The organism is uncultured Eubacterium sp., assembly GCF_934525195.1.
GTDB lineage: Bacteria > Bacillota > Clostridia > Oscillospirales > Acutalibacteraceae > Eubacterium_R.
The window spans coordinates 186,421-199,761 of the sequence record NZ_CAKSZA010000003.1; the positions used below are offsets into that span (position 1 = coordinate 186,421).

A 13,341-nucleotide genomic window follows, 5' to 3' on the forward strand; every position below is an offset into this window, starting at 1 on the left:
ACAAAAACGGGAATGAAATTTTATGATGAACCTCATAAAATTAAATTATCACCTTTTAATAGACAAAAACAACAATATTTGTACCATTTGTCGATTTTTGTCGAGAAGTTTTTTGGACTTTTTATTCAAAAAATATTGACACAATACAAATGTTCGACTAATATATGCAGTAGACATTGCGAAATTTGAACATAAGTTCGATAAATGCTTGTCTAAAATCGACAAACCACTCAAGTTGATTAATATATATGGAAAGAAGGGCAGAAGATGACAATTAATGAATTGGCTCATGAATATGAGCAACAATACAAGGTGCTTAGCGCAAAACTTGACGCAATGAAGCCGTTGCTGTCTGTGTATCGCGGCGAAGACCTTGTGTCGTTGAGAAGAAAAATTAAAATATATTACGATATGGCTTGTGAATGCAGAAGAACGGCATCAATGCTTTTTGGATATTATGAGGAGGATCACGACAATGATAGACTTTATCAATAATTATTATTACGAGGACTATTCTGCGGTGGAGGGAATGGATAGGGAAAAGGCAAAGAAAAAGGCATTTTCGGCTGTTTTGCCTTTGATTATGCAGGAGGAATTGACGCCGATGCAGAGCGTTTGCCTAAGATATAGATACGAAAACAACAAAACACAGGCTGAAATTGCGAATTTGCTGAAACTTTCTCAGCCGACAGTTTCGCGACATATTTCCTCCGCTAAGGAAAAGATGAACAATTCGCTCGGCTACTGCTATATTGCACTTTCAAAAGCGATTGATGAATACGACCGCCTTGCAAATTCGTTGGAATAAAGCGATATATGTTATCAGGCAGAAAATGACAGCTATTCACGGCATCACGCACTGTCACCCCGTATTTGCCTGTTATCTTACATAATATAATATGAAAAAAAGGGCTTTACGGTTACACGCCGTAAAGCCTCAGACTGTCGATAAAGCCCCTGAAACACGCCAAAATATAATCAACTGATTTACACCCATTTAAATGTAAAGGAAGCCGGTAATACAAAGTGTTGACGGTAGGGGTCTAAAAAAAGCTGTAAGTATTGAACTTACAGCTTTTTTGGCGTTTTTCGTTTTTTGCGAACAAGCGAATATAAGGCTTCCAAAAAATCCTTGGATTTTTTGGAAAGAGGAAAAACATATGTAGTATACTTACAAAACTCTGTTTTGTTCTATACGGAATATGTTTTGACGATGTACAGCAATGTTCGCAAGAAAACGAAATTCAGAAACTTTCTCAACAATCTTTTATAAAATATCAGATGTACTTTTGGATTTTGATTTTGTCGAGGACTGCACCAACGATGATGAATACGATTGCCGAGCCGACTGCCTGAATGCAAGAAAACGGAACGGATGTGATTGCTGTCGGGAACGAATACATAATGCCCTCTGCCAAGAGGTATCCGCCGACTGTGATAAGACCCGAAACTATGGTCATCGGAACTGTCCATTTTGTGATGATTTTGTGATTTGTATTTCTGCAAATAAGGATGAACGGAACTGCGTTGAGCGCCTTGATGACTGCGGTTGCCGGTGCCCATTGCGGTGCTCCGGAAATGACATCTGCAAGCGCACCGCCGATAGCTGCCGCAAGGGAAGCCCACGGACCGAGCAAACATCCTGCAAGATAAATCATACTGTCGCCAAAGTGAAGATAGCCTGAATTTATGCCTGTCGGCATTTTGATGAAAGCGGTTGCAACGCAAACAAGTGCCGCCATAAGACCAGTTATGCAAACACGCTTAACCTTGTTGTTTTTTGCTGTTTTTTCCATAAAATATTCTCCTGTCGGTTTATTATGAGAATATTATATAGTATGCTTAACCATTTAAAAAGATATAATATTAATAAAATTTAGGTGTACAGATTAATAAGTCTTAATCATTTCAAAATCCATAGATTTGAGGGTGTCGAGCAAATCGGCGTTGTTGCGAATCGGCTTTTCGGTGATGATTCCGCCCCTTGCAAGCTGTTTCGGCACATGAAAATCCGAACCCGACACCATCAGCTTATTGTGCTTTTTCGCCCAAGTCTCCGCTTTTTCGTTTGACTCCTTTGGAGTTTTGCCGTTGTAGACCTCAATTCCGTCAAGGTAGTCGGGATTGCATCGTGTAATCGCAGGTCGAAACGGGTGAGCCTGATACACCAAGTAGCCCTGACTGTGCATAAGCTCGCACATCTGCTTTTCCCAAAGTGCAAGCAGATTGCCCTGTTTTCTCAGCCAGTTTTCGTCAACACCGTAAACAAGGTAGTCGTTTGCGGTTGCATAGTGGCGAATTTCCATTCCGAACATAACGGAAAAATGCTCGTCCTCGTATTTTTTCATTTCAAGATACGGGTCGATATAGCAGTCGATGAACTTTTGCGGATTGAAATATCCGTGAGCCAAATCAAAAGTCAGCGGGCTGTAATGGTCGGTTAGGACAATGCCCGAATAGCCTTTTTCCTTGTACATTCTTGCAATGTCTTTCGGCTCGGTTCTGCCGCATTGACGAGAACCGTATTTTGTGTGAGTGTGTAGTTCGTATTTGTATTTCATCAGTAATCCGTCTTTCTGAACATATCGGAAATTTGCCTGCAAAGCTCAGGGAAATTGTCAAGATTCGGGTCGTCTTTGAGGATGAATTTTGCACATTCTTGGCATTGCTCAAGAATTTTTGTATCCTCAAGCATATCCGCAATTTTGAGCTGTGGCAAACCGTGTTGTCTTGTGCCGAAGAAGTCGCCCGGACCTCTTGTTTTTAAGTCGTAGTCCGCAATTTTAAAGCCGTCATTGGTTGATTTAAGCAATTTTAAACGCTCAACAGATGACTCCGATTTGTTGTCGGACACCAAAATGCAAAAGCTTTTGTCCTTGCCTCTGCCGACTCTGCCACGAAGCTGATGAAGTTGCGACAAGCCGAAACGGTCGGCATTTTCTATGAGCATAACGGTTGCGTTCGGCACATCAACGCCAACTTCAACAACCGTTGTTGAAACAAGAATTTGAACATTACCTTTTGCAAATTCCTGCATAACTTTGTCTTTTTCTTTCGGCTTCATTTTGCCATGGAGAAGTCCGAGATTATATCCCTGAAAAACCTCGGTTGAGAGCTTGTCGGCATATTCTTTTGCCGAAAGCAAATCGCTGTCGTTGTCGTCAACAAGTGAGCAAACAATGTATGCCTGATTGCCGTTGTCAACAGCTTTTTTGATAAATTTATATATGCGTTGATGGTAAGCGCTCGTCACCAAATCTGTGCGAATTTCCTGTCTGCCCGGTGGTAGTTCGTCAAGCACGCTAATGTTTAAATCGCCGTAAATAATCAACCCCATTGTGCGTGGAATCGGGGTTGCCGACATAACAAGCAGGTGCGGATTGTTGCCTTTCATAGCAAGGCTGGAGCGTTGCTCAACACCGAATCGGTGCTGCTCGTCCGTGCACACCAATCCTAAGTTTTTGAATTCAACATCATTTTGAATAAGTGCGTGAGTGCCGATAATCAAATCAATTTCGCCGTCGTAAAGTGCAAGCTTGATTTTCTTTTTTTCAGCCGCCTTTGTTGAGCCTGTCAGCAGGGCAATTTTTATATCCGTGCGGTCAAACAGCTTGCAAAAGCTCTCGTAGTGCTGGGTTGCAAGGATTTCGGTAGGCGCCATCATTGCGGTTTGAAATCCGTTTTTTATGACGGTGTACATAACCGCACCCGCAACGGCGGTTTTGCCCGAACCGACATCACCCTGAATAAGTCTGTTCATCTGCCTGTCGCCGTTTAGGTCGGCAATGCAGTCGGCAACCGCTTTTTTCTGTGCGTTTGTCGGGTCAAACGGCAGAAGCGAATAAAATTCTTCGCTGAAATCAAGAGGCATTTTCAACAAATTCTTTGTTGCTCTCTTGCTTTTTAGTTTCATCAAACCGAGTTGGAGGGTCAATAGTTCCTCAAAAATCAGCCTGCGTCTTGCGATTTCGATATTTTCCTCTTTGTCAGGGAAGTGAATTTGCCTGATTGCGAAGTTGAGCGAACAAAGATTGTATTCGGTCAGCAGATATTCGGGCAGAGTGTCGGGAATTGCTCCGACTTTGTCAAGACCCACCTTGACCACCTTTTCGATAATCTTTGACGAAAGGTTTGTGGTTGCGGGATAAATCGGCTCAATGCCTGTCGCTTTTTCTGCTTTTTCGATTTGAGGCGAGCTCATAGACGCCTCAGTGAATGTTCTGTCAACCTTGCCGTAAAGAATGTAGTCGTCAAAGGTTCGCAAGGCTTTTGCAAGATAGGCGTTGTTGAAAATCGTAACGTGGATGACGGTTTCGCCGTCTGTAAAATTGCATTTGTAGAGGGTGAGTCCTTTTCTTATTTTTGCCTCTTTCACAGGGGTAATCATAGTTGCCTTGATGAAAGCAGACTCTCCTGATTTGACATCTTTGACCGTGAGCGTTTTGCTCCAGTCAATGTATTTTCGTGGATAATAATTGATAAGGTCCTGCAAAGTGTAAACGCCCAACTTATTGAAAAGTTGGGCTCTTTTATCTCCTACACCTTTTATGAATTGAATGTTGTAATCACTGTAATCCATAATTATTGACCTTTAATAGAAAGCGAACGCAGTTCGCCCCTACGATGTATTATTCTACCGAAATAAGATAGTAGTACACAGGCTGTCCGCCGTTTACGATACTTACCTCGATGTTGCTTCCGTATTTTTCGGTGAGTTTTTCTTCAATCTTTTGTGCGTCCTCCTCGGTTGCGTCCTCACCGTAAATAATTGTCACAAGTGCGTTTTCGTCAGGGTTGAACAGTTCGTCTGTTGCGGAAAAAGCAATTTCCTCTCTGTCCTCGCCGATGAACTTGATGGCGCCGTTGCAAAGTCCCATAATCTGGCCTTCTTTGATTGGTTTGCCGTCAACCTCGCTGTCACGAGCCGCAAAGGTAACCGATGCGGTTTGAACATTGCCTGCCGCCTGCATCATTGTGTCAATATTTTCTTCCTTGTCTGCCGTTTCGTCAAAGGCAAGCATAGCGGAAATTCCCTGAGGAACTGTCTTTGTTTCAAGCACAACAACCTCTCTGTCGTTCACGCTGTTCTTTGCCATTTGCGCCGCCATAATGATGTTCTTGTTATTTGGCAAAACATACACAATTTTTGCCGGAACTTTCATAATAGCCTTAATGATGTCGTCGGTTGACGGATTCATTGTTTGACCGCCGCTGACAACAATATCTGCACCGAGGTCGGAGAAAAGTTCCGTGAGTCCCTCGCCTGCACAAACCGATACAAAGCCGTAGTCATTTTCAGGCTCTGCAATTTCGTTTTCGTCGGTTTCGTTTTGCTCCTCCTGTTTTGGAGTTGCAAGATTTTGAATGTTTATGTCAAAAAGTTGACCGTATTTTGTGGCAGTTTGCACAATAGTGCCGAGTTGCTCACTTGTCACCTTAACGGCGATTTTGCCGTTTTCCTCGTGAACTTCAACGTCACTGCCGATAGCTTCAAGATAAGCTCTGAGTTTGATTGAGTCGCTCTCTTTTGCACCGTGTTCCTTTTGAATAACAAATTCGCAACGGTATCCGCTTTGAGCCTCATCGCTTGCAGAAGATTTTTTGTCTGTGATTGCTTCCTCACCGATAGGGCGGATAATCACATTGTTGATGAACACCGATTTCATACCCTCAAGGATGAGTAAGAAGCCCTGACCGCCTGCGTCAACAACTCCTGCCTGCTTGAGGACAGGGAGCATTTCAGGTGTTTTTGCGAGCGCTTCCTTTGCCGCTTCAATTGCCGCTAAGAATACTTCGATAGGTTCGTTGTTGCTCGGTGCAAATTCTTCTGCCGCCTCTGCAGCACATCTCACTACTGTGAGGATTGTGCCCTCGGTTGGCTTCATTACTGCCTTGTATGCCGCATCGCTTCCCATACGGAATGCGTGTGCAATATCGTTGCCGTCAGCTTTTTCAATACCCTTGAAAGCCTTTGAAAAGCCACGGAATATAAGTGAAAGAATAACGCCCGAGTTTCCTCTTGCGCCGCGAAGAAGGGCTGAAGCCACTCTTTTTGCAACATCGCCGAGGTTGCTGTCGTCCTCCATATTTTTTATATCGTCCGATGCCGATGCAATTGTCATCGACATATTTGTGCCCGTGTCACCGTCAGGAACGGGGAAAATGTTGAGTGCGTCAACTGCCTGTCTGCTGTTTGCTATGTTGTTTGCGGCGGAAATAACACCGTCACGAAACATCTGTCCTGTAATCATGGTTGTCCTCCGAGTTTAGTTAATACTGTCGATGCCTTCGACATGAACATTTACTTCGGAAACCTTCAAGTCTGTGGTGCTTTCGATAGTGTAGCGAACTTTGTTAACAATGCTGTCCGCAATGGCATTGATGTTTACACCGTATGACACAGCGATAGAAAGGTCAACCACTAATGCGCCGTTGACGCTCTTGATTGTTACGCCCTGATTTGATGTGTCAAGGTCAACGCCGTCAACTCTGCTTTTGATGGCATACTTTATTGTTTGCACAGGGTTTGCATTCACCATTCTTGTAACGCCGAAACAGCTTTGTGCCGCATTACCGACAAGTCTGGCAAAATAGTTGTTGGTGATTTCTATATATCCGTTTGGATTTTCGTATTTAATCATAGATTTCTCCTTTTCGATTAAGTCGGTGAAAATATTAATTATAGTACCAATCTTCAATGTTGGCAAAGAAATTGCCGTAATATCCCTGCATATCTCCGTGCATAGCCTTTGAATAGCAGATAACTCCTTTTCTGTACACAATCGGCACAAAAGGAATTTCGTTTGAAAATGAAAGAATGAATTTTCCCAGCTCACCGCCGTTGTTGAGATAATCTCTGTATAGCTTTGCGGTTTCGCTCTCGGTGCTCATACCGTAATGAGTTTTGCCCGATTTGTCAAAAAATGACGAGAGCCTCATATCGTTCGGTATTTTCGTTTCGGCAATATATATGTCGTAGTTGTTGTATTTGAGTGCTTGCTTGAACACCTTTTGACTGTAAACCTTGACGGTCGCCTTGAATCCGACAGCCTCCAACTGCTGTGCCGCAAGTTTCGCTATCGCAATTCTGCTTTCGTTTTCGTTCACAACGATTTTAAGAGTGAGTTGGCTTGATTTGTATCCGCTTTTTGCGATTGCCTGCTTTGCCGCCGCCGTGTCTGCCGAATCAGAAAAAATCTTTGTTTCCCGTCCGAGTTTCGACATTGGATTGAACAGGGAAGTTGCAGGTCGTGCGTAGCCTTGATAAGCACTTTTTGCAAGTATGCCACGGTCAACCGCAAGCGAAATCGCACGGCGAATGTCTGCATTTGATGTGATTCCCATTGAGTTGCGAAGTCCCAAGTAAACCATATTGTTCAGGTTAACCTGTTTTTTGTTGCACTTGAGCCTTGCCACCGTGTCATTGCTGACATCACGGTATGCATAACTGATGTTGCCTATGTTCATAGCGTTGTTGATTGATTCCGCCGACGGAACATTGACAAGCTGAATTTTTGTAAATCTCGGATTGAAGCTTTCTTTGTATTCCTTGTTTTGCTCAACATACAGTTTGCCGTTTTCTTCAAGGAATTTGTACCGTCCGCTGCCGAGCGGATATTTTGATTTTGACGAATTCTTTGCAACATAAAATGTCAAAAGCTGATGTGCATACGGGTTTGCATACGACAGTTTGAATTTTACTGTCGTGTCGCTCACAACCGATGCGGAATATATCGGCTTCAGGCTGTTTTTCCATCTTGGCGAAGCCTGAGCCTCGTGGAATGAACTTACAACATTGCTTGCCGTAAGAGGTGACCCGTCCGAAAACTTGAGACCGCTGACTATGGTGATTGACAGCGTGTGCGAATCTTCATATGTGTATGAACTTGCAATTTCGGGAACTGCCTCAAACGATTCATCTATTCTGAACAGCGGTTCGTACACAAGGTCGTTCGCTGTTTGGTTGTTTAGTGTGTCCGCCTCAAACGGATTGAGCGAATCCGACTGGCTGTAGCTGATTTTGAAATTGTCTGTGTCTTCGGTTACCTTTGCCGTGGTTTGCAAAACAAGTTCGTGTTTTTGCTCGGGCACATTGTTTTTACAGCCTGTGAATAAGGCGGTGATTATGGCAATTACACACAGAATTGCCACTGCCTTTTTGGTCATTTTCTGAACCTTTCTATATGAGTGGTTTTGCCGGTCGTTTCGTCTATTTCAATCACAATGCCCTCCAAGGTGCACGGACCGTCGGGGTTTGTAAATCTAACCGGCAAATTTGTTTTCATTTTTTGTATTGCAACTTCGGGAGTGACGCCCAAAACGGAATAATACGGACCCGTCATACCGATGTCGGTGATGTAGCCCGTGCCGTTTGGCAAAATCTGCTCATCGGCGGTTTGCGTGTGGGTGTGAGTGCCAAAAACAGCGGAAACCTTGCCGTCAAGGTAAAATCCCATACCCTTTTTCTCTCCCGTTGCTTCTGCGTGAAAGTCGATTATGATAATGTTTGCGCCGTCATCCTTGACCTTTTTGATTTCGTCATCAATGCTGTCAAACGGATTGATGATGTTGTCAAGATAAACAGCACCTTGCAAATTGATGATTGCCACTCGGTTTTTGCCCTTGTCGAGAATAACCGAGCCGTTGCCCGGAGCAGAAGAATGGTAGTTGCACGGACGGATGATGAATTCGTTTTCGTCAAGAAAATCCGCAATTTCGGGTCTGCGAAGCGAATGGTTGCCGAGGGTGATAACATCTGCACCGCTTGTAAAAATATGCTGTGCACTTTTTGGTGTCACGCCGTTGCCGACTGCGCTGTTTTCGCCGTTTACAATAACAAAATCTGCCTGATACTCTCTTTTTAGCTTTGGCAAATTATCACGCAAATAATCACAGCCTTGACTCGACACAACATCACCGATGGCTAATATTTTCACTTTTTCACCGCCCATTACCGTATAATCGATTTTATTATATATTATATTATTCTAAAAAACAATATATAATTTGTAAATAAATTTGGCTCCCCTTGATTATATAACAAGGAGAGCCGTGATTGGTTATTATTTTACATGTTCGTTGAGGTGTTTCTTGAACGCCTCCAAGGTTTTGTCGGAAATGACATGTTCCATTTTGCAAGCGTCCTGCGCTGCTGTTTCCTTGTCAACACCAAGCAAAACAAGTGTTTTGGTGAGGATTGTGTGACGCTCGTAAATCTTCATTGCCAAATCCATACCCGAGTCGGTAAGTTCAAGATAGCCTTTTTCGTCAACGGTCAAATATCCGTCACGCTTGAGTATGTTGACGCCTCTGCTGACGCTCGGTTTTGAAAATCCCATTTCCTCTGCCACATCAATGGAACGGACATTCTGCTGTTTTTGATACAAAACATATATCGTTTCAAGATACATTTCGCCTGATTCGTGCAATTTTTACACCCCTTTTTTGTGAAAATTACTTGATTTTTTTAACTTCTTCAAATGCCTTGATAATATCCTCGTCAGGAGCTTTTGTGCAAAGTGAAACAATAACGTTCACCGCAAGACCTGTAAGGAATGCCGGCAAGAGTTCGTAGATGTTGAAAATCGGTGAAAGTCCCGCAATGACAAACTTCCAAAGGAAGACCATTGCACCGCCTGCAAAGATACCTGCGATTGCACCGTATTTGTTTGAACGCTTCCAGAAAAGTGAAAGAAGAACAACAGGACCAAACGCAGCACCGAAACCTGCCCAAGCAAACGAAACAATGCCGAATACGGAACTGTTTGAATCCCAAGCGATTACAACGCCGATAACTGAAATGATGACAAGAGTGAGTCTTGCAACAACCATTTTTGCGGTTTCCGAAAGGTCAAGTTTGAAAAGACCGCCGAGGAGGTTTTCGCTTGCCGATGACGAAGCAGCCAAAAGCTGACTGTCCGAAGTTGACATTGTTGAAGCAAGGATACCTGCAAGGATAACACCTGCGATAAGAGCCGGAACAATGCCCTCTTGACTCAATGCATTTGAAATTTGGATGATGATTGTTTCGCTGTCCTTGAAGTGCTCGATTGCACCGTTTGCAACCATTCCTCTGCCGACAACGCCGATTGCGATTGCGATGAACATAGAAATTACAACCCAAACAGAAGCAACACGGCGGGAAATCTTGATTTTGTTAGGATTTTCGATAGCCATAAATCTGAGGAGAATGTGAGGCATACCGAAGTAGCCGAGTCCCCAAGCGAGGGTTGAAACAACGCTTATTGTGCTGAATGCCGTTGATGTGTTGCCCTCGTCGTGGTGCACGGCGAACAGGTCGAGATAGCCGTTGAGCTGGTGTGCGTTGTTCATAACAGCGTCAATACCGCCTGCCTTTGAAACACCGAAAACAAGCACGATAACAAGTGCAACTGTCATAATGATTGATTGAATAAGGTCGGTTACGGAAGCAGCATTAAATCCGCCGAGTGAAGTGTAGCCGACAATGATGATTGCCGACACAACCATTGCAATGTGGTAGTCAATGCCAAACAATGTGCCAAAGAGTTTTCCGCAGGCGCTGAAGCCCGAAGCCGTGTAAGGAACAAAGAAAATGATGATAATCAACGCTGCAAGAGCCATAAGAATTTTCTTGTCGTCCTTGTATCTCAATGAAAAATAATCGGGAATTGTGATTGCGCCAATGTGTGCCGAATAGTTACGAAGCTTTTTTGCAACGATGAGCCAGTTGAGATAAGTGCCGACTGCAAGACCAATAACAGTCCAGCCAACCTCTGCACAACCCGAAAGATATGCAAGTCCCGGCAAACCCATAAGCAAATAACTGCTCATATCCGATGCCTCGGCGCTCATTGCAGTAACGATAGGACCAAGCTTTCTTCCTCCGAGATAAAAGTCGCCTACATTTTTTGTCTTTTTTGCATACACAATGCCTATCAACAGTACGCTGAGTAAATATACCACGATAGAAATCATTATACACACTTGTGCTGATGTCATAAATACTGTCCTCCATTTATATGATTTAAAAATATACCATAAAATTATATCATAAATAGTATAATAATGCAAATATTTTGAACATTGAAAAATCATTTTGTATGTGATATTATCATATTCAGTAAAGATAAATTGTCAAAGAAGGCGTAAAAATGAACAACAATCCAATCGGATTTTTAGATTCGGGAATAGGCGGAGTGACCGTTTTGCGAGAAACGGTCAAGCTTTTGCCAAACGAAAATTATTTCTTTTTCAGCGACTCGGCACACAATCCGTATGGCGACAAAACAGATGAAGAAATCATTGCAAGGTGTGACGAAATCGTGAGCCTTATGCTCCAAAAAAATTGCAAGGCGGTTGTCATTGCGTGCAACACCGCTTCGGCAAAGGCGGCAAACTTTTTGAGAGAAAAATACAGCCTGCCGATTATTGCAATTGAGCCTGCCTACAAAATGGTGCACGACCTCAATCCCGACGGTGCAACCCTTGTTATGGCAACAAAGGGCACTATCGAAAGCGAAAAATTCCACAGGCTTTTTTATAAATATTACAATGAGAATACTGCTCTTATGCCGTGTGTCGGTCTTGCGGATATTATCGAACAGGGCGACAAGGAAAAAATCAAGGCATATCTGAAAGAAGCACTTTCGGATTATGTCGGACTGATTGACAATGTGGTGCTCGGTTGCACTCATTATCCGCTGATAAAAGACGAAATCAGCGCCGTTTTGGGTGATGTAAAATTCTTTGACGGTTCTGTGGGCGTGTCGAAGCAACTAAAAAGAGTGCTTGCAAAAGACGACCTTTTGTCATCATCACAAGCACCCGGAAGTGTTGAATTTTTTGACAGTTCGGCGGACGAAACTATCCGAATTGCAAAGCAAAAAAGATTTTTTGAGTTTTTAGAATAAATTATTGCCGTGTTTTTACCTTAGGGGCGAACTGTGTTCGCCTCTGAGTGTGTCAAAAATTCGGTGGGTTTAAAATAATTACTTTTATAGCTTACATTAAATTATATAAATGAATGTTCGATCACCATCACAAGTTCAAGTGATGGGTCTTTTTCTTTAAAGCGTTTTGTGAGGTCGGCGCTGATTTTTGCCTTTTCGCTGTCGTCACAAAACGGGATAATCAAATCAAAAATGAGGTTTGTGTGCGTTTCGCCCTTTACAACCCTAAAATCGTGGAAGGTGAAACTGCTGTCGTAATCTGCAATAATCTCTTTTGTAAGAGCCTTGTAGCGGTCAACCTCTTTGTCGTCAACAACAATCGGGTCCATATGTATGCACATAATTATGCCGAGTTCCTTGTTGATTTTTGATTCAACATTGTCGATGACATCGTGGAGTTTCATCACATCAATGTTGGACGGAACTTCTGCGTGAGCACTTGCGATAATTCTGCCCGGTCCATAGTCATGAACAATCAAATCGTGTACGCCGAGGATGTATTCGGGCTCAAGCATAATGCGTTCGATATTGTCAACAAGTTCTTTTTTAGGCGGTTGACCGAGAAGCGGAGAAATAATCTCCTTTGCAATGTCGATACCGCCCAAAAGAATGATAACAGCAACGCACAAGCCGATTGCACCGTCTATCCAAGCAATCTTGAAAATGTGGGTTATGCAAAGTGCAAGGATTGTTGCGCCTGTTGAAATGCAGTCGTTGAGGCTGTCCTGACGAACTGCTTTTAGGTTGATGTTGTCGGTGTGCTTGTAAAGCTTGTTGTTGAAATATGCCATCCACAATTTAACAAGGATTGACGCACCGAGAATAATAATGTATACAAAGCTGAAATTCAGTTCTTCGGGATTGATGATTTTTTGCACAGAACTTTTTGCAAGTTCAAAGCCCATAATGAGGATAAGTGCCGATACGGCAAGAGCCGAGATGTATTCCATTCTGCCATGACCGAAAGGGTGTTCCTTGTCCACAGGCTTTTTTGAAAGCCTTGCACCGACGATTGTGACGCCGTTTGACGCAACATCAGAAAGGTTGTTGAGTGCATCAGCCGTGATTGAGATAGAGCCTGACAACTTGCCGACTATGAATTTAAAAACAGCAAGAAAAATGTTGCAAATAATGCCCACTCCGCCGCTCATAACCGCAAAAGCTTCTCTGTCAAATTTTTTCTTTTCACCGAGATTGATTAAAAATCGAGTCAACATATTCACCTCGTTAGATAATATTTTTATATTATACCAATTATTACAGGCATTTTCAACCAATATATACAATCTCAGCCCATACTTATGCGGTCAAAAGTGAATTTATTATAAAATAACTATTAATAATTGCTAAAAAGGTGGATTTTTATTTATTAATTAGTTATAATACCGATACATCGCAAAGATTAAGGAGA

13 protein-coding genes are annotated in these 13,341 nt (G+C 42.9%); 3 read left to right on the plus strand and 10 right to left on the minus strand.

The annotated features are described in order from the left end of the window. Nucleotides 1-267: 267 nt before the first annotated feature. Both Q0E03_RS04465 and Q0E03_RS04470 read left to right on the plus strand, forming a co-directional pair. Nucleotides 268-495, plus strand: coding sequence for a hypothetical protein (locus tag Q0E03_RS04465; RefSeq protein WP_297129790.1), 228 nt, complete (start codon nt 268-270; stop codon nt 493-495). Then, a complete protein-coding gene (locus Q0E03_RS04470; protein ID WP_297129791.1) occupies nt 476-808 on the plus strand; it encodes a sigma factor-like helix-turn-helix DNA-binding protein in 333 nt (110 codons plus the stop codon). Before Q0E03_RS04465 ends, Q0E03_RS04470 begins: the two co-directional genes overlap by 20 nt. Before the next feature lie 469 nt (nt 809-1,277). On the opposite strand, the gene Q0E03_RS04475 is transcribed toward Q0E03_RS04470, so the two are convergent. From Q0E03_RS04475 to Q0E03_RS04515, 9 genes are all read right to left on the minus strand, one after another. Beyond that, entirely contained in the window at nt 1,278-1,796 is a 519-nt protein-coding gene (locus tag Q0E03_RS04475; protein WP_297129792.1) for a TIGR04002 family protein, read from the minus strand. Nucleotides 1,797-1,889: 93 nt separating this feature from the next. Then, nucleotides 1,890-2,561, minus strand: a complete 672-nt coding sequence (locus tag Q0E03_RS04480; protein ID WP_297129793.1) for a PHP domain-containing protein — start codon at nt 2,559-2,561, stop codon at nt 1,890-1,892. Next, nucleotides 2,561-4,579: an ATP-dependent DNA helicase RecG gene (gene recG, locus Q0E03_RS04485; RefSeq protein ID WP_297129794.1), complete on the minus strand. Its 2,019-nt coding sequence runs from the start codon at nt 4,577-4,579 to the stop codon at nt 2,561-2,563. The genes Q0E03_RS04480 and recG overlap by 1 nt, the downstream gene beginning before the upstream one ends. A 49-nt stretch (nt 4,580-4,628) precedes the next feature. Beyond that, entirely contained in the window at nt 4,629-6,251 is a 1,623-nt protein-coding gene (locus Q0E03_RS04490; protein ID WP_297129795.1) for a DAK2 domain-containing protein, read from the minus strand. Nucleotides 6,252-6,266: 15 nt separating this feature from the next. Further along, the gene (locus Q0E03_RS04495) at nt 6,267-6,641 is read right to left on the minus strand and encodes an Asp23/Gls24 family envelope stress response protein (RefSeq protein ID WP_288528708.1); all 375 of its coding nucleotides are present in this window, start codon (nt 6,639-6,641) and stop codon (nt 6,267-6,269) included. Between the two features lie 34 nt (nt 6,642-6,675). Further along, the gene (locus Q0E03_RS04500; RefSeq protein ID WP_297129796.1) at nt 6,676-8,166 is read right to left on the minus strand and encodes an ABC transporter substrate-binding protein; all 1,491 of its coding nucleotides are present in this window, start codon (nt 8,164-8,166) and stop codon (nt 6,676-6,678) included. Further along, nucleotides 8,163-8,936: a TIGR00282 family metallophosphoesterase gene (locus tag Q0E03_RS04505; RefSeq protein ID WP_297129797.1), complete on the minus strand. Its 774-nt coding sequence runs from the start codon at nt 8,934-8,936 to the stop codon at nt 8,163-8,165. The genes Q0E03_RS04500 and Q0E03_RS04505 overlap by 4 nt, the downstream gene beginning before the upstream one ends. Before the next feature lie 126 nt (nt 8,937-9,062). Then, complete coding sequence (locus tag Q0E03_RS04510; RefSeq protein ID WP_297129798.1) at nt 9,063-9,428, minus strand: metal-dependent transcriptional regulator; 366 nt, start codon at nt 9,426-9,428, stop codon at nt 9,063-9,065. A 25-nt stretch (nt 9,429-9,453) separates the two neighbouring features. Further along, a complete protein-coding gene (locus tag Q0E03_RS04515; RefSeq protein ID WP_297129799.1) occupies nt 9,454-10,980 on the minus strand; it encodes a sodium/proline symporter in 1,527 nt (508 codons plus the stop codon). 152 nt (nt 10,981-11,132) lie between these two features. Between Q0E03_RS04515 and murI the strand changes: the two genes are divergently transcribed. Continuing rightward, the gene (gene murI, locus Q0E03_RS04520; protein WP_297129800.1) at nt 11,133-11,891 is read left to right on the plus strand and encodes a glutamate racemase; all 759 of its coding nucleotides are present in this window, start codon (nt 11,133-11,135) and stop codon (nt 11,889-11,891) included. A gap of 101 nt (nt 11,892-11,992) precedes the next feature. Here murI and Q0E03_RS04525 read toward each other — a convergent pair whose 3' ends face one another. After that, nucleotides 11,993-13,147: a cation diffusion facilitator family transporter gene (locus Q0E03_RS04525; protein WP_297129801.1), complete on the minus strand. Its 1,155-nt coding sequence runs from the start codon at nt 13,145-13,147 to the stop codon at nt 11,993-11,995. Nucleotides 13,148-13,341 lie beyond the last annotated feature (194 nt).

Bases quoted from the DNA above. Each gene is read 5' to 3' on its own strand.
- Q0E03_RS04465 (WP_297129790.1), top strand. From the start codon at position 268: ATGACAATTAATGAATTGGCTCATGAATATGAGCAACAATACAAGGTG.
- Q0E03_RS04470 (WP_297129791.1), top strand. From the start codon at position 476: ATGATAGACTTTATCAATAATTATTATTACGAGGACTATTCTGCGGTG.
- Q0E03_RS04475 (WP_297129792.1), bottom strand. From the start codon at position 1,796: ATGGAAAAAACAGCAAAAAACAACAAGGTTAAGCGTGTTTGCATAACT.
- Q0E03_RS04480 (WP_297129793.1), bottom strand. From the start codon at position 2,561: ATGAAATACAAATACGAACTACACACTCACACAAAATACGGTTCTCGT.
- recG (WP_297129794.1), bottom strand. From the start codon at position 4,579: ATGGATTACAGTGATTACAACATTCAATTCATAAAAGGTGTAGGAGAT.
- Q0E03_RS04490 (WP_297129795.1), bottom strand. From the start codon at position 6,251: ATGATTACAGGACAGATGTTTCGTGACGGTGTTATTTCCGCCGCAAAC.
- Q0E03_RS04495 (WP_288528708.1), bottom strand. From the start codon at position 6,641: ATGATTAAATACGAAAATCCAAACGGATATATAGAAATCACCAACAAC.
- Q0E03_RS04500 (WP_297129796.1), bottom strand. From the start codon at position 8,166: ATGACCAAAAAGGCAGTGGCAATTCTGTGTGTAATTGCCATAATCACC.
- Q0E03_RS04515 (WP_297129799.1), bottom strand. From the start codon at position 10,980: ATGACATCAGCACAAGTGTGTATAATGATTTCTATCGTGGTATATTTA.
- murI (WP_297129800.1), top strand. From the start codon at position 11,133: ATGAACAACAATCCAATCGGATTTTTAGATTCGGGAATAGGCGGAGTG.
- Q0E03_RS04525 (WP_297129801.1), bottom strand. From the start codon at position 13,147: ATGTTGACTCGATTTTTAATCAATCTCGGTGAAAAGAAAAAATTTGAC.